The organism is Siccirubricoccus deserti (assembly GCF_014283215.1).
In the GTDB taxonomy this organism is placed as follows: Bacteria; Pseudomonadota; Alphaproteobacteria; order Acetobacterales; family Acetobacteraceae; genus Siccirubricoccus; species Siccirubricoccus deserti.
Map to the genome: position 1 here is coordinate 1 of NZ_JACOMF010000271.1, position 581 is coordinate 581.

The 581-nt window shown below is 61.1% G+C and carries 1 pseudogene; it reads right to left on the minus strand.

Annotation, left to right across the window (positions count from 1 at the left end):
• Positions 1 to 278 precede the first annotated feature (278 nt).
• Positions 279 to 581 (minus strand): annotated as a pseudogene (locus tag H7965_RS30655) (hypothetical protein); the annotation flags it as partial.

A 581-nucleotide genomic window follows, 5' to 3' on the forward strand; every position in this document is an offset into this window, starting at 1 on the left:
AGTCGATCAGCCCGGCAAGGCGCACCAGCGCATGCCGCGGGTCTACCAAGTTCTCCAGCCGAGCGCGGAAGAGGTCCTCCTGCGGTTCGGCCTTGGGCTGCTTGGGGCGCATCGGCAGGCTCCCGTCTAGGGCGCCGCCGAGCGAATCACGCTCCCTCCCGGGCCGCAACCAACATGCCAGTTTGCAAGGTTTTCGCCCCCAACCCTGGCCGATCTTGCAAATCCGGATACTTCCCAAGCACCCAAAAACCGCGGAACGCTGCCCCATTCAGCCAATTTCACGGCCGACAAGCTACGATCACTGCGCGCTGCTCATCCCATCTGTTTGGGAATGGCCCCATGAGCCTCGTTATGCCGAGCTCGATGGATTGCGAACCATTGAGGATCGCCTCGACCATGTCCGGCGCCAGCAGCGTCAGGCGCAGCATCTTGCCGAGGAAGCCTCTATCGATCTTCTCGGCCTTCGCCATTTCGCTAAGAGCCCATCCGAAAAGGAATTGAGTTACCTGAATCGGATGTGATTCCCTTCTCCTGCGGGCGATTTGTGGGGAAGCAGGATGGCGTGGACAGCGGAGCATCGG